The sequence below is a fragment of the Paenibacillus apis genome (assembly GCF_018333295.1).
In the GTDB taxonomy this organism is placed as follows: Bacteria; Bacillota; Bacilli; order Paenibacillales; family Paenibacillaceae; genus Fontibacillus; species Fontibacillus antibioticophila.
In genome coordinates this window covers 149,293-169,187 of the sequence record NZ_BORS01000013.1, presented here as the reverse complement: position 1 = coordinate 169,187, position 19,895 = coordinate 149,293, and the positions used below count along the sequence as shown (strand labels likewise).

The following is a 19,895-nucleotide window of genomic DNA, read 5'->3' as shown; positions in this document are numbered from 1 at the left end:
ATATGGGTGAGGACACTGGAAGACACCTCTGCCTTTCATAGAGCGGTGTAATACGGCAGAATAAGGAGCAATCCTGTGAATTCATAAACATTGTAGGGTAGGACTCCGAAATAAGGGGGCCTAGCCGGAAAGTCATTATAATTCCTGGTGGCGGCGTTCAGGTGACCATTTTAGTGCAGAAAGTCACTAAAATTCCTGGTGGCGGCATTCGGGTGACCATTTTAGTGCAGAAAGTCATTATAATTCCTGGTGGCGGCGTTCAGGTGACCATTTTAGTGCAGAAAGTCATTAAAATTGCTGATGGTGGAGCTCAGGTGCCCATTTTAGTGCAGAAAGTCATTAAAATTACTGATGGCGGAGCTCGGCTGTTTACTGCACGGTTTTAATGCTTTTTTACACTTATTAGCTCCACCCATGAAAGGTGTACCAGTAACTATTGTTTTAAAGCAAAAGGGCCCCCTTAAGGAAACGAATTTCCTTTTGGGACAGCCCTTAAAGTCCGGAACTCAAGTTTGTCACTATATCTTGTTACTCTGTCTTGTCACTCTGTCTTGTCATTGTATCTTGTCACTATATCTTGTTACTCTGTCTTATCACTGTGTCTTGTCACTTTGTCTTGTCACTCTGTCTTGTCACTGTATCTTATCGCTCTATCTTATTACTCTGTCTTGTCACTGTATCTTATCGCTCTATCTTGTTACTCTGTCTTGGCACTCTGCCTTAATTTCTTTTACCCGGCTTGATTACTCTGCCGTTAATTCAAGGAATTGCTTCACATCGTCTACAACCAGAGCCATAGCTCCTTCCCAGAAATCCGGCTGGGTCAGATCAACATTCAGATGCTTGGACGCGAGCTCCTCTACCGTCATCTTGCCGGTATCCTGAAGCAGCGCATCATATTTATCCGCAAAGCCCTGTCCTTCCTTGACAGCCAGCGCATAAATCCCTGTGCTGAACATGTAGCCGAAGGTATAAGGGAAGTTGTAGAACGGATACCCTGTGATATAAAAATGCAGCTTCGAGGCCCAAAAGTGCGGGTGGTACACATCCAGCGCCCCACAGAAGGCTTCTTCCTGAGCTTCCTTCATTAAATTACACAATTGCTCCGCATCCAGCATGCCAGACTTCCGCTGCTCGTAGAACCGGGTCTCAAACAGGAAGCGGGCGTGAATATTCATGAAGAAGGCTACGCCGCGTTGAATTTTATCTGCCAATAGCGCAATCTTCTCTTCCTTAGAGGAAGCATTCTGCATTAGGGCATCCGATACAATCATCTCTGCAAAGGTGGAGGCTGTTTCCGCCACATTCATGCCGTAGTTCTGATTAAAGATCTCTTCGTCATTCATCACATGCTGATGATAGGCGTGACCCAGCTCATGCGCCAAGGTGGACAGATTAGAGATGGTTCCTCCGTAGGTCATAAAGATCCGGGTCTGCTTGCTGTCCTGCAGCGAGGTGCAGAATCCGCCGGGACGCTTGCCGGGACGGTCCTCCGCTTCGATCCAGCGCTTATTAAACGCATAAGCAGCAAAATCGGCCATTTTCGGATTAAACTTATGGAATTGCTCCACAATCTCTTTCGCAGCATCCTCATAAGTAACTTTACCGGTGGCTTCACCAATTGGAGCGTCGACATCAGCCCAGTTCAATTTCTCTACCCCGAGCAGCTTGGCCTTGCGCTCCAGATACTGCACAAATAACGGCTTATGTTTGATAATCACTTCCCACATCATGTCGAGCGTAGCACGGGACATCCGGTTGATTGCCAAAGGCTCCTTCAGCACATCCTCCCAGCCGCGCTTTTCATACAGCTTCAGCCGGAAGCCTGCCAAGCGATTCAGCGTATCTGCCGCATAATCCGCTACCTCGCCCCAAGCGCGCTCCCACTTTGGAAAGAGCTCCTCGCGAAGCGCTCTGTCCGGATCATCCAGCTTATTTGCCGCCTGCCCCACGGAAAGCTCCTTGGTCTGCCCATCCTTCTCTGTGAAGGGAATGGTCACCTTCGCCACAATAGTATCGTAATGCTGGCTCCAACCATGATATCCGTCCACCGCAAGATCCGCCGCGAGGCTCTCAAGCTCCGGAGCAAGACGTTCCTTGGCTTCCTGGCGCTTCTCATTCAGTACAAAGGCGATGCTTGCGACCGCCTCTCTTTCCAGCCATTTCTCCCAGACCTGATCATCGGTCAGGCGCAGAATGCTCTGGAAGCGAGTCGTCAGGTTCTCATACTTCGCATTCATTCCATGAAGCTTGCTCTCCAGTTGAATCGCCTTTTTATCATGTTGATTTTGAGCCGTCAGACACTCTACAAAGGCTCCCGATTCCGAGAGACGAGCCGCCATGCTCTGCAGGCTCCCGATCACCTCGTCATATGCGGCCGTCTCTTCGACGGTGGCCGGAGCCGACGCATCCGCAAGCTGATTGTCCAGAGCCGTAATGTCTTGCTCCAATTGAGCGATGTAGGTCTTTAGTTGCTCCGAGGAAGATCCCCCCGGAAAAATCGATTCCAGATCCCATACCGTTGACACCGGTGTTTGAAGTTGTCCCATTCGATTCATCCTTTCTTTTCACCTTTCTTTCGCCATTCTTTTTCTTCTCAAAGGTTGAAGTTAAATAGCAGAAAAGTGTATAACTATAGTTGCACAACCATCCCTATACTAACAGGAGGTGCTCCTAATGAAGCCATTGCAAATTTCGCCGGAAACAGCGATCAAGCTTGCCGCCGAATTAAAGGTGCCTATCGAACACTTGATGCATATGCCGCAGCATATACTGCTGCAAAAATTGGCCGACCTGGCGAAAAAGGAATCGGCTGCTCCATCTCCAGAGAAACCGGATTCATCATCATGATTCCTTTTGAGAAGACTCTCCCCTACGATATTCTTATGGGGGATGTTTATGTACAAGAATGCCCTTTTTGTAAAAAAGAGCACGTTTTGCTGCCGCTGAAGCCCCGCGATATTGTCCTTGTGCGTGAAGGAAAGAAGAAGCTGCTTGTCTTCCCCTGCTGTCACAACAAAGTCACGATTCTGGACAGCGATCAGGATTACTTACTGACAGACACGGCCATCAGGTAGAAGCGCCTGCCGGGCGTATCTTGCCGATCCGCGGCGACTGCGGGGCGTTACTTCAGCCCCGCATCTCCTCGGGCAGCTCTTGCCCTTGGTTCATCATTTCTTCCCGAAGCGTAGCCCATTGCTCCCGGCAAGCCCGGATCATCGCGGCATCCATGATCCGTTTATCATTTATTACCCTCGCGAACCATTTCACCGCTTCATTATATTCTCCAATTCTCCGATGCAGTTCACCGATCAAATACATCAGCCGGGCATCACTGCCATGGATATCCTCAGTCTCGAAGACACGGATATAAGACTCCAGCGCATACTTCATGAAACGCTGCTCTTGCTCTTGATTGTTCTTATAGCGATAGAGCCAGGCAATATGATGCAGCAGACTGGCTAAAATCCGTTCCTTCTCACCGATCGTCTGGGCGCACAATAATCCCAGCTTGTACGACTCAAGAGCCGTTTCCCAATCCCGGTGGCCGCCGTAATTTCGCTTGATGAACCGATCTCCGATATCCTGCTTGAACTTGGCACGCTGTGCTTCGCTTAGCTTGGCATTAAAATTTTCAGTAGAAGCAAATCCGCAGGAAGGACATATTCTCACTACATAGTAATCCGGATTCTCCTCATTATAATAACCGCAAAAATCGGTATCGGTGCGCGTAGCCCGCTTGAAGCTGGGGCGCACCCGTGAAGTTGAAAATGTGTTTTCGCAGTGGAGACAGGTAACCTTGATCTGATACAGCGGTTCTAATTCCACAAACTAACTTCCTTTCTCATCCGAAATATGGCTGCATAGTCACTCTTGCGCTGTGTTCACAAAATGAAAGGCAGGTCCGGACAATCGATGCAGCACGACCTCGCGAAGAGGAGCCGGCACCTCAAGATCCTCCAGCGCTTCACGCATACAACCGAGCCAAGCCTCCGCCCGCTGCGGGGTCACCGGAAACGGAAGATGGCGGGCGCGCATCATCGGATGGCCATGAGCCTCCGAATACAGCATCGGTCCGCCAAAAAACTGTGTCAAGAACATGTATTGCTTCTCCATCACCGGATAAATGTCCTCGGGAAAGAGAGGCCCCAGAAGAGGATTAGCCTGCACCTTTGGATAAAATGCCTCCACCAGATTCCGGATTGTCTCTGCTCCCCCCAGCTGTTCATACAGGCTAGCTCCAGAGTTCACTATACTCCCTCCATTCCTTTTTCACTTTTATCATCTGATACTAAACCCTATTATACCAAACAATGGTCAAAAAAATAAAAGCCCCATCAGGAGCTTTCAGGAAAAAATATACCCTCTTCAACAATTTGGTGACTTAATAGGTGCGCCAATCCTCTTCACTGGAATGGACAAGAGAGGCGCGAATAACATACACAAAGGCGCATACGAGAATACCTGCGACAATACTCATATTCAACACTCTCCATCCGTTTGTCGATTTATAGGTCTATTTTATCATATTCAAATGAAAAATAAACCCCTTTTTGTAAGCGTTTTCTCTTCAAAATTTGTGCTGTTTGTCCTACTAAAAACATAGACTTGTCTTGAATCTGTTAATTACTATTGCATAATGTTTTGCTGGAGGGATCAGTTCGTGAAAACAAAGCCTTGGCATGCTCCGCTTCTGGGCGGTACAGCACTTATTTTGGCTTCTTTAATGATTGCTTATCCGAATGCCTCATGGGATGCCAGTGTTCGGGGACTCGCGATCTGGTGGGATGTGCTGTTCCCTTCATTGTTTCCGTTTTTTGTTATATCTGAAGTGCTGCTGGGCTTTGGCATTGTTCATTTTCTGGGCAAGCTGCTTGATCCGCTGATGAAGCCGCTGTTTCGGATTCCCGGCAATGGAGGCTTTGTTCTGGCAATGGGGTTTGCCTCCGGCTATCCGGTTAGCGCCAAGCTGGCCACCAAGCTGCGGGAGCAAGGCTTGATCAGCCGCATCGAGGGAGAGAGGCTGGTAGCCTTCACTACGACCTCGGACCCTATCTTTCTGATCGGTGCGGTATCGATCGGCTTTTTTGGCAATCCTCAGCTCGCAGGAGCATTGGCAGCGGTACATTATGGAAGTGCAATCATGCTCGGATTGCTGCTGCGATTTTATGGAACCCGACAGGAATTAGCACATAAAACATCGGCAAATACGCCGGCCGCGCTCACTTCTTCTTCCGGCTTCAGCTTGCGTCTTGCCGTTCGGGCCATGCATGAAGCTCGTCTTCAGGATGGCCGCAGTCTGGGAGAACTCCTTCGTCATGCTGTCGTCTCGTCACTCCAGCTAATGACCATCGTTGGAGGATTGGTCGTCTTCTTCTCCGTAGTGCTTGAAGTGCTTACAGCTTCGCAGGTCATGAATACCCTGTACGATGCGCTTCGTATGCTGCTCCCTTTATTGTCCCTGCCTGACGGCCTCGCGGAGCCGCTTGTTGGCGGCTTGTTCGAGGTAACGCTGGGCTCCAAGGCTTCTGCAATCTCCATAGAGATTCCTCTCCATTTCAAGGCTGCATCGGCTGCCTTCATCCTCTCCTGGGGCGGGTTATCGGTCCATGCCCAGGTAGCAAGCATTCTGAATGGTGCCGACCTAAGGTATCTTCCTTTCCTGGCAGCACGCGCTATTCACGGGGTACTGTCCGCCGCATTACTTCTGATTTTTTGGAAGCCTCTTATGGCAACGGATTCTGTCTTCAGCCGTCTTGACAGCAGCCTGCCGGGAACGGTTCCTCCCTGGGAGCTGGCGGCTGAGCTGCTCAGACTTGCCAGCACGGTGGTCGCAGGTATGCTGGTGCTGTCCTTTATCATCTCTTTTGCGTCGAAAATGAACCGAAAATGAAACATTGTGTTATCATATATAATTGATTATGATCATTATGACCTTACACTAGGAATGAAAAAAGGAGCCTGTCACCTTGAGATATTATGTTCTGGACCGCGGCGATCAGCTATCCCTTGAGCTTGCCGAGTCCTTCCATAAACTTGCTGCCGATCAGGGGCTTATACGGGATGCCGATTCTCCCGATATCGTCGTATCTATCGGAGGAGACGGCACGATGCTTCATGCGTTTCACAGCTTCATGGACCGCATCGCTTCCACTGCTTTTGTCGGTGTGCATACCGGACATCTTGGCTTCTATGCCGATTGGAAGGCGGATGAGATTCCCGAGCTTGTTCAGATGATGGCAGGCGATCCGGAGGATTCGCACCTGAAGCCGCGGATTGTCCAGTATCCGCTAGTCGATCTGGAGATCGTTAAGCAGTCGGGCGTCTTGAAGCATGTTTGCTTGAATGAATTCACACTGAAAAGCGTGGATGGAACGGTCGTCCTCCAGGTCGATATCAATGATCATATGTTCGAAATGTTCCGCGGAGACGGGATCTGTGTGTCCACTCCTTCCGGAAGCACCGCCTATAACAAGAGCCTTGGCGGGGCCATGATTCATCCCTCGATCGAAGCGTTTCAAATTTCGGAAATTGCCTCGATTAATAATCGCGTATTCCGGACTATGGGCTCGTCCCTGGTGTTGCCGAATCACCATCACTGCGATATTTACTCGCGGAAGGAGCAGAATCTACTACTGACCGTGGATCATGTCAACCTGCGGGTTTCTGATCTCATATCTGTCCGCTGCAAGGTGGCAGAGCAGAAGATCAGCTTTGTCCGTTACCGTCCGTTTCCGTTCTGGACCCGGGTTCGCAACGCTTTTTTGGACTAATCTATATGTGAAGGAGTACCCTCATGAAATTGAAAAAGTTAATCACTGCCCTGCTCGCTCCAATGCTCGTCGTCCCGATGATGCTGACGCCGATTACAGCTCATGGCGCCGGGGTAACGCTTGATCTCAGCGAAGACGGCAGTGTTCAGGAATCATCAGAGCTTGATACCTTGCTGGAGGTATTGGATTATCTTGAGGCTTACAATATTGAAGGGGCAGACCGGGAGCTTTTTCTGGAAAATGCGATTCGCGGCATGGTCTATACCTTGGATGATCCCTACAGCGATTATTACAGCGTAGAAGAGCTTGAAGAATTTGAAGGCAGCTTGAACCAGGAGTATGTCGGGATTGGCGTAACGCTCCGTTTCACGAATGATCAGTTGGTTGTAACTCAGCCGTTGCCAGGCTCTCCCGCTTTGGCAGCCGGAATCCAGCAAGGGGACATTATCTCCAAAGTGGATGGTGTCAAGGTGACCGGCATGGAGGATATTTATCGTATTCAGGGCATCGAAGGAACCAACGTTGTTCTGGAAGTCCTGCGGGGATCCAAGCCGATGACGTTCACCATTACACGCGGCCATTTCACGGTTCCCGCCGTTACCGGAAAATACTTCCCTGACTCCAAGGTCGGATATATCTCGTTATCCTCCTTTACCGAACAATCGGACAAGCAATTTGCCGCGGAGCTGGGAATGCTGCGCAAGGCAGGCATGGAATCGCTCGTTCTGGATCTGCGCGATAACACCGGCGGCTATGTGAATGCAGCGATTAATATCGCCAAGAACTTTATTACAAATGGAACGGTCATGTATACGTCAGGGCAGAGCGGAAAGCTGGAGCCTATCAATATTGTTGACGGCGAGAGCCTTGACATCCCCGTCATCATACTCACCAATGAAATGACGGCAAGCGCATCCGAGATTTTAACCGGAGCTCTGCAGGATAATAATATTGCTACCGTAGTCGGGACCGCTACTTACGGCAAGGCCAGAATCCAGAATCTGTTCCCTTTATCCAATGGCAGCTCGCTTAAGCTTACCGTCCAGAAATACTTGACGCCAAGCCGCAAGGATTTCAATCATGTGGGTTTGACGCCCGATATCGAGGTTAAGAACAACGCTGTTGCCCAATTGGTCCTGGCTCTGCGGCTTGCAGGGATGCAATCGCTTGAGCTTAAAGGCAACTCTTCCTCCCTAGCAATTAACGGCATCTCGGTTAACGGCTATATTGATGTGGTCCAAAGCGGAGACAAGCTGTATATACCATCAAGAGTTCTGAACGCTCTGGTCAATGGGGAAGTGGTCTGGAGCTCCAATCTGCAAAAGGTAACCATAACGACCAAGCTCGGAGAAACGGCCGGCTTCACCGTCTCAAGTAATGCCGCAAAGATCATCAATAATGAGACCTATGTAGAAATCCATCAGTTTCAAAACAAGTTTTCTGGCTTAAAATGGAGCTACCAACAAGGGACTATTACACTTTCTTATAAATAACAATTCGAGCAGCGCAAAGCTAACAGCCCCCGCCTTGAACTTCAAGACGAGGGCTGTTTTGTATTTTCTCTGTTTATAGGGGCATTAGTACAGCCTGCTTGGATCGCAAGCTTTCACGCACATCGATCACGCGCTGATTGTCGGAGCCCCTCCACTTTAACTTCAGATTGCGCCGTTCCAGAACAAATTTTCCGTCGATCAGAACGTCGCAGTAGGTTAACAGTTCCCGCCTGCTTTCGTCCGCGACAATCTCTTCGAACGTATAACCCGACCAGACCCAGATATCCTTGCCGCTGCATTCGCTCTGAACCCTGGAGACAAGCCGCAGCAGTCCGTCGACATTCTGAAACGGCTCTCCGCCTAATATGGACAAGCCGGCAATATGAACATCCGGCATATTCAAATCGCCAATGATCTGCTCTTCCAGTTCTTCCGTATAGGGCTTTCCGTAATTAAAGTTCCATGTGGCTGCATTAAAGCAGCCTTTGCAGTGATGCGTACAGCCTGATGTAAATATCGAATGCCGAAGTCCTCTCCCATTGATGACGTCAAATCTTTTATAATCCGCGATGTACATAAGCGTCACATATGCTTCACGCGGGAGAGCACTTCTTTTTGCTTGCCCGCATTGAACGGCCGTTGGCTCGGCTCCGACAGATAACCGCAGCAGCGCCGGATGACGGAAGAGGTTTTCGGATTAGAATTGCCGCAGTTTGGACATTCAAAGCCGGTGTTGGTTGCTTCAAACTCCCCTTCAAACCCGCACTCCAGGCATTTGTCGGTCGGCGTGTTCGTACCGAAGTAGGGCACCCGTTCATAAGCGTAATCCCATACCGCTTCCAGCGCCTCCGGATTGTTGACGAGCGAATCAAATTCGCAGTACGTAATAAATCCGCCATTGGCATACTGAGGATAATCCTTCTCAAATTCGATCTTTTCAAAAGGAGTTACTTTCTTGTTCACGTCGAGATGGAAGGAGTTCGTATAATACCCCTTATCCGTCACTCCATCCATATGGCCGAACTTCTCCTCATCCAGCTTGCAGAACCGGTAGCATAGCGATTCCGCCGGTGTGGAATACAAGCTGAAGCCGTAACCGGTCTCCTCTTTCCACTGCTCGGCTTTTTGGCTTAAGTGCTGTACGATTTGCAGCCCTTTTTTTCGTAATTCCTCATCATCAAAAAGGCAGGTGCCGTACAGAGCCATCATCGTTTCATGAATCCCGATATAGCCTAAAGAAATGCTGGCTCGGCCGTTCTTAAGCAGATGATCGATCGTGTCCTCCGGTTGAAGGCGGCTGCCCGCCGCTCCCTCCATGTACAAAATAGGAGCCACCTTTGCTTTCACGCCTTTTAAGCGCTCGATGCGATACATCAGCCCTTCCTTGCACACTTCCAGCAGTTCGTCCAAGAGTCGATAGAAGGCGGCTTCGGAGCCGTTCGCTTTGACTGCGATCCGCGGCAAATTGGCGGTTACTACCCCCATATTAAACCGGCCGTCATGCAGTTCCTCCCCGTTTTCTTCATATCTGCCCAGAAATGAGCGGCAGCCCATTGGAAACTTGAAAGAACCGGTAATTTCTTTTACTTTCGGAACGGAAATAATGTCGGGATACATCCGTAATGTGCTGCATTTTAAAGCCAGCTGTTTGATATCGTAGTTGGGATCCCCGGGCTTTAAATTGACTCCCTCTTCCAGGCCGAAGATCAGCTTAGGGAAAATGGCGGTTTTCCCGTCTCTTCCCAGCCCGCGGATCCGGTTCTGCAAAATAGCGATCTGGATCTGGCGCTCCGCCCAAGACAATCCGCGTCCGAAGCCAAACGTGCTGAATGGCGTTTGTCCGTTGGCGCTTACCAGCGTATTGATTTCATATTCAAGGGATTGAAATGCATCATAGGTTTCTTTTTCGGTCAATTTCTTCGCATATTCGAGACAACGAGGGTATTTCTTATGTAGATTAGCATTTTCCCAGGAAACATCGATGGCTTCGATTTCTTCTTCTTCAAGCATATACAGCCATTCCAGGCCTTTGCGATAATGCTTTTTAAAAGATTCAAACACATATGGAGCCAAAATGACATCAATCTCATTAATCGTATTGCCGCCATAGATGTGACTCGCCACTTGCGCGATAATCTGGGCGGTAATGGCTGTGGCGGTTGTAATCGACTTGGGGGTTTCGATTTGGGCGTTGCCCAGCTTGAACCCGTTCTCAAGCATTCCCTTCAGATCGATCAGCATGCAGTTATAAATCGGAAAATAGGGGCTGTAATCCTGATCGTGAAAATGAAGGTCGCCGCTGTTGTGGGCTTCGACGACCCGCTTAGGGATCATGTAGGTCTGGGCGAAGTCCTTAGCCATGATACCTGCAAGCAGATCACGCTGCGTAGGTATCGTTGCCCCATCCTTATTGGAATTCTCCTTCAATACCTCTTCATTGGTGAGCTCCAGAAGCCCGAGCACCTTCTTATCCAGGCTGCTGCGTTCGCGCCGTTTCAAGGTTCTGACCTCGCGATAGCCGATGTAGGCCTCGGCAGCGTCTTTTCTTCGGCTATTCATCAGAGCGGATTGAACCTCGTCCTGAATATGCTCGATATCCACCTTCTCCAGCTTGGAAATTTTCCGCGTCACTTTGTCGGCTATCTTTTGTGCCAATTCGGAATCGCCTTTTTTCCTCGTACTATTCATGGCTGCGCAAATCGCATCGATGATTTTCTGCTGATTGAAAGCTACCTCTGAACCGTCTCGCTTAATAACTATCATGAGTTCCATCCTTTGTAATGATTTTAAAATCAGGTGTTCAACTAGAGGGAAGTCTAAGCTCATAGTCCCGCTTGTCCAGAAAGTATACCCTTTTAAAAATCAACTTACAGTGATTATGAACACTGCAGAAGGCGAAATACTACTATATATAGTGTTGATGTTAAAGGTGTACCCCAAAAAGGAGCCGCCTCAAAAATCCATCTGGATTTAGAAGCAGCTCCTTTATTCATTTAAATCTTTGATTTTAGCAAGACTATCTCACTTGTTCCTTGGATTGTTCTTTGCTCTGCTCTTTATTCTGATCCTTTGCGTGCGTCCTCACATGTCCCTTGCCATGCTCTTTATTAGATTCTTGGGCGTGCTCCTTGCTTTGCTCTTTGGTCCCGGAATCCTTGGCCTTCTGCAGAACAAAGTATTTGCAGCCAAAATTACAGTATTCATTAATATAATCCGTAATGCCTGAATAGGCCGTATCGCGGTTCGCCTTCGGATGATTATCGCGCAGGAACCCCTTCAGTCTCAGCTTCTCATAGCCCCAGTCTCCGATAATGTAATCATACCGGTCCAGCACCTCGCTGTATCTTTGTTTGAACGCCTCGGCATCCCAGGCATCCTTGTAATTCTGAATCAACTCATATGTTTTACCGCCGATTTGAATCATTGTTCTACCTCCAGTCCCGCCTGCACAGAAGCGGGCATTCCTTCTTTATGGCTCTTCGTTTATCCTATTTAAGGTTTCAAGCGCAGCATCCATCATCATCTTGAAGAACCCTCACCCTTGCGGTATAAGCTTGCAATGCCATTAATTATATCATGAATCTACTGGAAATAACTATATATCATCATTCCCGGAATTCACTCCGCTTATGAGAATAACACTACTTATGGAATAAAAACGCAGCAATTACATCAAGCTAAAAGGACAGCATTTACCCAAAGGAGGAGAGCTTCCTTGAGATCGCATCCCAGAACCTGCGGCATGCTTGCAAGATATCTGATCTGTCTGGTCCTGCCTGCCATACTATGCGCTGCTCCGGGGTTAGGCACCGCACGGGCTGCAGCCAACGAAGCCGGCAGCACCGTAGCTGAACCGAGCATCTATGAGCTCAGGCATTCCTTGTACAAGGAGATCGGCATGCTAACCAAGGTCCCATGGCACTGGCTGGCTGCCGTCGACCAATATGAGCGTTCGATAACACCGCGAAAGCAAGCAGAAGGAGACAGCAAGCGTCTCCTCGGCATCCGGTTCAAGGATTCATTCTGGACCGGTAAGCTGAATCCCGATCCGGAGGATAAAAATCCCGCAACGATCGGTTTGTTCGGAGGAGCCGGTAAGGACGCGACCGCCGACGGGCTGGCCGATCCCGGCAATGATCGGGATGCCTTATACACATTGGCCTCTTATTTGAGCAATAACGGGTATGAGGAAGAAGACTTCCGCATCGCCTTATGGCGGTACTATCAGAGCGATTCTGCGGTAACCCGAATTCGGCAGTTCGCCAAAATATTCAATACCTACGGGCCGGTCGATTTCCTCAAAGGCGCCTTTCCCCTCCCAGTGAGAAGCACCTATACGTATAAGGATACCTGGGGAGACCGGCGCGGTTGGGGCGGACTAAGAACCCATGAGGGTACGGATTTGTTTGCTCCATACGGTGTGCCGGTTCGCAGCGTTTGCTACGGAATCATTGAAACAAAGGGCTGGAACCCCTATGGGGGGTGGCGAATCGGGATCCGCGACTTACAAAACCAATACCATTATTTCGCCCATCTTCAGGGGTACGAAAAAGGAATCGAAGTCGGTGATCTGATCGAGCCCGGGAAGACCATAGGCTGGGTAGGAAGCAGCGGATACGGGCCGCCCGGAACGCAGGGGCGCTTCCCTCCCCATCTTCACTACGGCATTTACCGGGATACCGGGTCAACCGAGTGGGCCTTCAATCCCTATCCGCTCTTGAAGCAATGGGAGCGAACCGACCGTCAGAAGAAAAGAGGCACCTCCTGAATCCCGGGATATACGCCCTTAGAAGCAGTAGAGAAAAAAGCCGGAGGCAGTCCAGCAGTCAGATTTCACTGACTTTCTGGACTGCCTCCGTATTGTATGGCGTAGCTGCGTGAATTAAGTGCCTTCTTGCCTACTGGTCAACTTGCCTACTGGCACTTATGCAGCCGCACGATCACCTGCCCCAGCAATTTTAATGCTGTTTGTCACTTAATTTCGCCGCACAAACACAATTAAAGTTAGTCATGTGCCGCGGATTCGTTCGTCTCCGGTGCGCCTTCCTTTTCCACAGGCGTCTCCGCCTGCTTATCGTCCGATTCCGATTGGCCCGACGGATTCGAGGCCTCCCCGCTCCCGCTCATTGGCGGGAGCGCGATGCTCGGAGCTCCGGCCTGGTCGCCGACGGGATTGCCTTTGCCATCATAATAATACATCGGCACGTCGCCTACTACGAGGAGATAAGACACCGGAATCTCCGTCTCCACCGTTTGGGCCTCCATATCAAAGGGGACGACCACCGCAAGCTCGGTTCGGACGCGCAAATAAACCTCCACCAGAATGTTGTTGATACCGGCGTCCTGCCTTCGGGTGTTCAAGTCTACCTTCACATCGCCCTTCGGTTCGATCTTGATGGGAATACCCGGCCCAAAGGAAGCAAGAATGGGGCTGCCGAGCGCCTGACCGAGCGGAATATGCTCCGAAAGACGGGAAACCTCATCCAAGGTATTCCGCACCGTCTGGATCGTATCCGAAGTAATCCGCATGTGGGCGGAATAATTCAGCATAAACCCGGATACTTTCCCCGAATCGTCGGTTCTCCAATCAATCAGGTTATCGACCTGCTGTTCATTGGCAACCTGAGCGGTGATCGCTTCGTTTATCGATTCCGTGGCTATTTGCTTGACGCGGATTTTTGCCAGGTGAATGATAGGCCCCCTCATATGCTGCTCAACATATATAAAAAATTGAACGAACAGTGCCATCACAATCAAAAATACGATCAAAACAACCTTGCGACGTTTCATCGGCGGTCTCCTGCGGCGGCTCTGCCAGCCTTTTCCTCCACTCTGACTGACCATACCCTCGCGCTGACTGACAGACTTGCGTCTCTGCCAGCCGGCAGTGCCGCTCCGTTTCCAGCCCCGGCTTCTTCTCCAGCCGCTAGCCGGCTTGAAAGCCATGCTTCTGAACCATATCAGATTTCTGCGGCGCCTCCAACCCCTTCTGAACAGCATCTCTATTCCCCCTGTCCGGTCTGTGGGCAAGCTACTATAAAAGGTATGCAGGACGGGCGAAAAAAAGAAGACTCCGCCTATTGCTCCAGGCAGAGTCTTCCTGAAAAGAAATCTTGAGTCCGGATCCAGGTCCTTACTTCCACCAGTCGTCCGATGGAGTAACAGGCAGTTCCCGCTTATGGCGCGATAGCATATAACGCCGCTCGATGCTTTCCTTGTCCTGAGGTTCCACCTCTTGACCGGTCAGGTAGCGATCCAGCACCTCATAGGCCAGTCCCAATTCCGTCTCATCCGCTTGCTGCGGCTTCAGGTCCAGGAGGTCGGCGGTCGGGACTTTTAGATACAGCCTTTCCTGCGCCCCCAGATGCTGAAGGAGCTGACGGCCCTGGCCTTTGGTCAGGCCCGAGATCGGAAGCACATCGGCGCCGCCGTCACCAAACTTTGTATAAAACCCGGTGACAGCTTCAGCGGCATGATCGGTCCCAATGACCAGGCATCCGGTCTCACCGGCAACGGCATACTGCGCGATCATGCGCATTCTGGCCTTCACGTTCCCTTTATTGAAGTCGGACATTGCGCTGCCGAAGGCCGCTCCGAACTGTTCCGAAAAGGCGCTTACGGGCTCCTGGATATTAAAAGTCACTAAACGATCCGGTGCTATAAAATTCAGCGCTGCTTGGGCGTCCTCCTCGTCCTGCTGCGCACCATATGGAAGACGTATCGCGATAAAGACGGCATCCCGTCCCTCGGCGCGCAGCTCCTCAGCCGCGAGCTGCGATAGCCGACCTGCCAGTGTGGAGTCCTGCCCGCCGCTGATCCCCAGCACAAACCCTCTCGCATGCGACTTAACGCAATAAGCTTTCAGAAAGTCTATTCTCGAACGAATCTCCGTCCCGGCATCGATCACGGGCTTCACCTGAAGCGTATGAATAATCTCCTGCTGCAAACTCATCCTAATGTCCTCCTGTCGCTTGCTCTACCTTGCGGATATCCGCTCCTAGTGAGCCCTTAAAATGACGCAACGCCCAGACATGGCCTTCGGGATCAAAGCTGCCCGCCGCATCTTCGTAAATGACCAGTTCAAAGCCCTTGTTATAGGCGTCCACTGCCGTATGAAGCACGCAGATATCCGTGCAGACCCCGACTAAATGAAGCTCTGTGATCCCTCGGGAGCGAAGCTGCAATTCCAGATCAGTTCCGGCAAATGCGCTGTATCTCGTCTTATCCATCCAATGCACATGCCCTTCTTGCTTGTGTGCTTGATATAACGGCTCCAAGGCTCCGTAAAGCTTTCGTCCGGGCGTGCCCTCAATGTTATGAGGCGGGAACAGCTTCGTCTCGGGATGGAATTCATCCTCCTGCTCATGACGGTCAATTGCAAAGACAACAAAATCGCCTTCGGAGATAAACTGCGAGGTCAGCGCGACAATCGCCTGCTCGATCATCTGTCCGGGTTCCCCGCAAGTAAGCGCTCCGCCATCGGCGACAAAATCCCAGGTATAGTCAATATTGATTAATGCCCGCTTCTTCTCCATGCTGTTGTACTCCTCTCCTTTTTTTGCGCTGAACTAGGGCAGTCTGCTATTTTTTCCTTACCCATGTAATCACTGAACCAAGCAATGCCCCGATAATCAACACCAATTGCAAGTGCCATGGCGATACCAGTAAATGATGGGATTCCCATGGAAAGAAATAAATGCTCATGACTTCTTCCCCCCAATCCAATTCCTGAGAGGAAGAACCGCTAGAACTATCATAGGCAATACCAGATACAACGGCAACCATAAATGATACGGAACGGTCACCATCGCCACCTCAAGATGCTCCGTAAAGCTGACGACCATAGTCATCGAGAGGAGCAGGGCCAGCCCAGCTACGGCAAAAATGACCGGCCGGATCTTCTTGGCTGCGATCAATTGCTGAATGAAGAGGGAAGCCGCATAGAGATGCATCGACAGCTTGATGAATGCATTGATCACAAGATACATGATTCCCAGGGCATCCAGATTATCTATAAATGTTATTCGAGATAATTTAAGCAAAGCAAAGGCCGGATACATCATCTGTTGGAAGACGGCCTCCCCCATACCGGCAATGGTGAGCAGGCCCAGCAGCGCGATAAAGAAGCCGGCGAACAGGGTAGCAAAGCCTGTCGTGGCGGCTAATCCTTTTTTCTGGCTGACATAACCCCAGATCAACGCAAACTCGATACTCTCCCCATAGGTCTGCATAATGCCAAGCGGCCATATCGTCTCCCAAATTCTTCCCCAGCCCTCGCCGACGATCGGCAGCAAATTCACGTAATGAAGACTGCGCGACGCTCCGAGTAAAATCATCTCGAGTACAATTGCAAGCAGCAAAAAAGGAAGCAAAAACGCAGCAATTCTAGCCAGCACCTCAATCCCTCCTAGCATGGCGTAGACGACTACGGCAAGAAAGGTGATACCGATCACCCAGTCGGGTGTAAGGTTCATGATCGTTACGGGGAGCAGGAAACGGATATCGCTGATAATCCGAGCCCCGTTATAAATGAAGATCAGCGGATAGAGCCAGGATAACGGTGTTCCCACCCATTTTCCAAATGCATAGGTGAACCACTCCGCAAGTGTTCTGTCTCCCCCCAAACGAAAAATCAGCACATACAGCAAGATCAGCGCGGTTCCGATCCCAGTGCTGATCAACGAAGCGATCCATGCGTCACGGCCTGCAGCTGCGCCAAAACCGAAGATAATGGTTGTGCCCCACTGGAATAAAATAATCAGCGAGAACAATTCATATTTGGATATTTGCACCCGGTCCATGCTCAGGGGTTCACCTCGCTCAGCTTAATCGACTTGTTGGTAAGCCCGTTCCGCAGCACCCGGACCTCAACCTCCACTACCGGCTCAATCTCCGGAAAAACGGTCTCCCATCGTTCCCTGAATTGACTCTTCCAGACCGATGGGCGGGTTCGATACATGGTCTGGCCAAAGCCGAATATATCGCTGTTAAAGTTGCTTTGAACATACTTGATCGTGCGCTCAATCCGCATCCTGATATCTTGCTTCAAATCCTGGATCGTCAACTGGGTGTTCTTAGCATCCGCCAAATCCATGCTGGACGTATTCTCATAAATATTTGCAGTAACCTTCACCTTCAGCTTCACCTTCACACGCTCGCCGTTCACTTCAATTTTTCTCTTCACATCCGCCTTTTCCAGCTCGGCACTGATCTTCCCCTTCCGCTGGGCCTGTTCAACATTAACCGTAATCACGCCTTCGTTCATTGAATCCAGGACCCAGAGCAGATTCCTAGACAATCTGCTGTTTAGCTTGCCGATCATCCGATCATTCTTAAAGACCGCAGTGCCGGAAACCGCCAAACTCGTTCCTTTCTTCTTCGGTTCTCCTCTCCCGGAAGGAGCAATCTCCAGCATAGGCACCACCGGCTCAACTCCCTGGGATTGCAAGATATTCAGAAAGTCGACCAACCGGATCGAAGGAAGAACCTGCTGATTGAATTCATTGACCAGCACCTCGGACGCCAATTTCTCGAATTTCGGTTGAAACTGCATCAACTCAAAAGCGGTCGTCTCCGAGACGGCTAGGAAATTTTTCATCTGAGATTGCCGGTAGCGCTGAAAGAAGTCCAGAACCTGCACCGTACCTTGAGCGGCCAACTGCTTTCCGATAATAATGACACGGTTATGGGAAAAAAATATTTTTCTCGGGAGCTTTTGCTGCAGATTGCGATAAGCATCCATTACCGTATCCCCATCCTCTGCGACCAGCCAGCCGGCCGAAGCCGCCAGTTCCGTCGTTCCCGTTCCTTGCGACGTTGCGGTACCGATCAGCAGCGGTACCGCAATAAGCAAGCTGAGGCGGAATTTCCCCTCTTTCGTCAGATCCAGACCGGTGGCCGTAACGATCGCAATATCATTGACCTCCCGGTTGCTCCAACAGCCTGTCAGATTCAATACCATACACAATATTAAAATCGATACCGCAGACTTTCGCATGATGCACTCCTTTCGGAAAGCTATCCCTTCGGTGTAGCGGGCGGATGCGGGCGCATATGGTCCTTAATTCGCTTCCGGTTCCTCTTGGCCGTCTCTACCGGCCGGCTCTTCACCGCCCACTTGGGCAGCCGAAGCAACGAAATCAAGGTTCCCTCCGGATGGAAGGGCATAATGGGGGCAAAATACGGAACTCCGAAGGAGCGAAGCTTCATTAAATGGATCAGGAGCAGCAGCAGACCCAAAAAAATCCCGTATAGCCCTAGCACTGCGGCCAGAAGCATCATGGGAAAGCGAAGCAGGCGAAAAGCCAATCCCTGGCTATATATCGGAAAAATAAAGGAGGCGATTCCGGTAAATGAGACAATGATCACCAATGTAGCCGACACGATCCCTGCCTGTACCGCGGCCTGTCCGATCACGAGGGCACCCACAATGCTCACCGCTTGTCCCACCGGCTTGGGGAGCCTGATTCCGGCCTCACGCAGCCCCTCAAATGTAATCTCCATCAGGAGCGCCTCTACCAGCGTCGGGAAGGGAACCGCCTCACGTGATGCAGCAATGCCCAGCAGCAGATCGGACGGCATCATTTCCTGATGGAACGTAATGAGGGAAATGTATAACGAGGGGAGCAGCAAAGCACACAACGACAAGAAGAAGCGGAGTAAGCGGGCAAAGGAGGCAAAAAGATAATTTTGATAATCATCCTCCGCTGCATGAAGACTGTCGGCAAAGGTGCTCGGCGCGATAAGAACGAAAGGGGTATTATCCACCACAATCGCCAATCTGCCTTCCAGAAGGGCCGTTACAACCCGATCGGGGCGTTCCGTATTGATGAGCTGCGGGAACACGCTGAAGGCATTATCGCAGATTAATTCTTCAAGACATCCGCTCTCGACGATCGCATCGATATCGATCCGCGAAATTCTTTGTCTTGCCTCTTCCCGCAAACCAGGCATGATAATGGACTCAAGATAGACGAGCATGATGTCCGTCTTGGTTACCCTGCCGGTTGAGATAGCTTCGACCTTCAAATCCGGAGTTGCCAATCTTCGCCGAATCAGGGTCATATTCGTCTGCATACTCTCCGTAAAGCCGTCTCTTGCCCCTCGAATCGTCGGTTCGGCGGCAGGCTCCTCAATCGACCGCTGCTCCCATTTATGCAGAGCCGCCATCAAAGGCTGAGCACATCCGTCCAGCAGCACAACCGTCTCCCCTTTGCATAAGCCGGTCAGGCTCTCCTCCACACTATTCATCAGACGAAGCTGCTTCGATTGAGACAGAGACTCGAACACATCCTCAGAGCCTCCGTCTTTTTCGTTGGAGTTCTGCTCATCCCATCCTTTCAGCTGCTCCGGATCCATCCGGTTCAAAGGCTCGAGAATATCCGACTGGAACCGAAGCTCGTCCGTCATCCCTTGGATCAAAATCAAATAGCCCTGCCTGCCGGTTCGAAGCGTGAACGGATTATATTGCACGTCAGCTCCCGGCTCCAGCCGCTTGCGGTACAACTGCACGTCATCCTCCAGCACGCCGGTCAGCTTGGTAGTTCCGGTTATCGTACCGGAATCCGGATCGCCCATCTTCCTCCTGCCTCCTCTCTCGTCCAATTTCTTCTATTTGAGTATGATGAAT

General features: G+C 50.5%; 20 protein-coding genes. 7 read left to right on the top strand and 13 right to left on the bottom strand.

What is annotated here, in order from left to right:
- Positions 1-161 precede the first annotated feature (161 nt).
- Positions 162-386 (top strand): hypothetical protein, encoded by a 225-nt coding sequence (locus KI362_RS18745; protein ID WP_301629397.1) that lies wholly within the window; start codon positions 162-164, stop codon positions 384-386.
- A 357-nt stretch (positions 387-743) separates the two neighbouring features.
- On the opposite strand, the gene KI362_RS18740 is transcribed toward KI362_RS18745, so the two are convergent.
- Positions 744-2,549 carry a M3 family oligoendopeptidase gene (locus KI362_RS18740; protein ID WP_301629413.1) on the bottom strand — a complete coding sequence of 602 codons (1,806 nt, stop codon included), beginning with the start codon at positions 2,547-2,549 and terminating at the stop codon, positions 744-746.
- A gap of 127 nt (positions 2,550-2,676) precedes the next feature.
- Here KI362_RS18740 and KI362_RS18735 point away from each other — a divergent pair, with 127 nt between their 5' ends.
- Entirely contained in the window at positions 2,677-2,850 is a 174-nt protein-coding gene (locus KI362_RS18735; protein ID WP_212940486.1) for a YycC family protein, read from the top strand.
- The gene (locus tag KI362_RS18730) at positions 2,847-3,077 is read left to right on the top strand and encodes a hypothetical protein (RefSeq protein ID WP_301629394.1); all 231 of its coding nucleotides are present in this window, start codon (positions 2,847-2,849) and stop codon (positions 3,075-3,077) included. The genes KI362_RS18735 and KI362_RS18730 overlap by 4 nt, the downstream gene beginning before the upstream one ends.
- Positions 3,078-3,129: 52 nt before the next feature.
- Here KI362_RS18730 and KI362_RS18725 read toward each other — a convergent pair whose 3' ends face one another.
- Positions 3,130-3,828, bottom strand: a complete 699-nt coding sequence (locus KI362_RS18725) for a DUF2225 domain-containing protein (protein ID WP_301629393.1) — start codon at positions 3,826-3,828, stop codon at positions 3,130-3,132.
- A 39-nt stretch (positions 3,829-3,867) separates the two neighbouring features.
- On the bottom strand, positions 3,868-4,251 hold the full coding sequence (locus KI362_RS18720; RefSeq protein ID WP_301629391.1) for a globin domain-containing protein: 384 nt from the start codon (positions 4,249-4,251) through the stop codon (positions 3,868-3,870).
- Between the two features lie 475 nt (positions 4,252-4,726).
- Between KI362_RS18720 and ylbJ the strand changes: the two genes are divergently transcribed.
- From ylbJ to KI362_RS18705, 3 genes are all read left to right on the top strand, one after another.
- A complete protein-coding gene (gene ylbJ / locus KI362_RS18715; RefSeq protein WP_374705683.1) occupies positions 4,727-5,893 on the top strand; it encodes a sporulation integral membrane protein YlbJ in 1,167 nt (388 codons plus the stop codon).
- Positions 5,894-5,969: 76 nt separating this feature from the next.
- Complete coding sequence (locus KI362_RS18710; RefSeq protein WP_301629387.1) at positions 5,970-6,773, top strand: NAD kinase; 804 nt, start codon at positions 5,970-5,972, stop codon at positions 6,771-6,773.
- A 23-nt stretch (positions 6,774-6,796) separates the two neighbouring features.
- Positions 6,797-8,266 carry a S41 family peptidase gene (locus tag KI362_RS18705; protein ID WP_301629385.1) on the top strand — a complete coding sequence of 490 codons (1,470 nt, stop codon included), beginning with the start codon at positions 6,797-6,799 and terminating at the stop codon, positions 8,264-8,266.
- 73 nt (positions 8,267-8,339) lie between these two features.
- Here the strand turns inward: KI362_RS18705 and nrdG are convergent, their stop codons facing one another.
- From nrdG to KI362_RS18690, 3 genes are all read right to left on the bottom strand, one after another.
- Complete coding sequence (nrdG, locus tag KI362_RS18700; protein ID WP_044481932.1) at positions 8,340-8,843, bottom strand: anaerobic ribonucleoside-triphosphate reductase activating protein; 504 nt, start codon at positions 8,841-8,843, stop codon at positions 8,340-8,342.
- Positions 8,844-8,848: 5 nt separating this feature from the next.
- Positions 8,849-11,029 carry an anaerobic ribonucleoside-triphosphate reductase gene (gene nrdD / locus KI362_RS18695; protein ID WP_301629383.1) on the bottom strand — a complete coding sequence of 727 codons (2,181 nt, stop codon included), beginning with the start codon at positions 11,027-11,029 and terminating at the stop codon, positions 8,849-8,851.
- A gap of 253 nt (positions 11,030-11,282) precedes the next feature.
- Positions 11,283-11,690: a YutD family protein gene (locus KI362_RS18690; protein ID WP_301629381.1), complete on the bottom strand. Its 408-nt coding sequence runs from the start codon at positions 11,688-11,690 to the stop codon at positions 11,283-11,285.
- Positions 11,691-12,008: 318 nt separating this feature from the next.
- Between KI362_RS18690 and KI362_RS18685 the strand changes: the two genes are divergently transcribed.
- The gene (locus KI362_RS18685; RefSeq protein ID WP_374705682.1) at positions 12,009-13,034 is read left to right on the top strand and encodes a M23 family metallopeptidase; all 1,026 of its coding nucleotides are present in this window, start codon (positions 12,009-12,011) and stop codon (positions 13,032-13,034) included.
- A gap of 236 nt (positions 13,035-13,270) precedes the next feature.
- Here the strand turns inward: KI362_RS18685 and yunB are convergent, their stop codons facing one another.
- From yunB to KI362_RS18650, 7 genes are all read right to left on the bottom strand, one after another.
- Entirely contained in the window at positions 13,271-14,056 is a 786-nt protein-coding gene (gene yunB / locus KI362_RS18680) for a sporulation protein YunB (protein WP_301629411.1), read from the bottom strand.
- 343 nt (positions 14,057-14,399) lie between these two features.
- Positions 14,400-15,218 carry an ammonia-dependent NAD(+) synthetase gene (gene nadE, locus KI362_RS18675; protein ID WP_301629377.1) on the bottom strand — a complete coding sequence of 273 codons (819 nt, stop codon included), beginning with the start codon at positions 15,216-15,218 and terminating at the stop codon, positions 14,400-14,402.
- A gap of 1 nt (position 15,219) precedes the next feature.
- Positions 15,220-15,801, bottom strand: a complete 582-nt coding sequence (locus tag KI362_RS18670; protein ID WP_301629375.1) for a cysteine hydrolase family protein — start codon at positions 15,799-15,801, stop codon at positions 15,220-15,222.
- Between the two features lie 46 nt (positions 15,802-15,847).
- Positions 15,848-15,970, bottom strand: a complete 123-nt coding sequence (locus KI362_RS18665; protein ID WP_301629373.1) for a hypothetical protein — start codon at positions 15,968-15,970, stop codon at positions 15,848-15,850.
- Positions 15,967-17,067, bottom strand: a complete 1,101-nt coding sequence (locus tag KI362_RS18660) for a GerAB/ArcD/ProY family transporter (RefSeq protein ID WP_301629370.1) — start codon at positions 17,065-17,067, stop codon at positions 15,967-15,969. Before KI362_RS18660 ends, KI362_RS18665 begins: the two co-directional genes overlap by 4 nt.
- A 2-nt stretch (positions 17,068-17,069) precedes the next feature.
- Entirely contained in the window at positions 17,070-18,263 is a 1,194-nt protein-coding gene (locus KI362_RS18655) for a Ger(x)C family spore germination protein (protein ID WP_301629369.1), read from the bottom strand.
- A gap of 20 nt (positions 18,264-18,283) precedes the next feature.
- A complete protein-coding gene (locus KI362_RS18650; protein WP_301629367.1) occupies positions 18,284-19,843 on the bottom strand; it encodes a spore germination protein in 1,560 nt (519 codons plus the stop codon).
- Positions 19,844-19,895 lie beyond the last annotated feature (52 nt).